Origin of the sequence: Mesorhizobium sp. (genome assembly GCF_004963255.1) — a bacterium.
Taxonomy (GTDB): domain Bacteria; phylum Pseudomonadota; class Alphaproteobacteria; order Rhizobiales; family Rhizobiaceae; genus Mesorhizobium.
Genome location: NZ_SUGA01000145.1, coordinates 1 through 227, shown reverse-complemented (window position 1 = coordinate 227; position 227 = coordinate 1). Strand labels below are relative to the sequence as shown.

1 pseudogene is annotated in these 227 nt (G+C 60.8%); it reads left to right on the top strand.

What is annotated here, in order from left to right:
* Positions 1–227 (top strand): annotated as a pseudogene (locus E5X34_RS32815) (aspartate kinase); the annotation flags it as partial.

The window sequence follows — 227 nt, the reverse complement described above, 5'->3', positions numbered from 1 at the left end:
GTCTACACCACAGACCCGCGCATCGAGCCGAAAGCGCGGCGGCTGGCCAAGATTTCCTTCGAGGAAATGCTTGAAATGGCCTCTCTCGGCGCCAAGGTCCTGCAGGTACGCTCGGTCGAGCTTGCCATGGTGCACAGGGTGCGTACTTTCGTGCGGTCGTCCTTCGATGATCCCGACGCGCCCGGAATGGGGGATTTGCTCAATCCGCCCGGAACGCTTATTTGCGA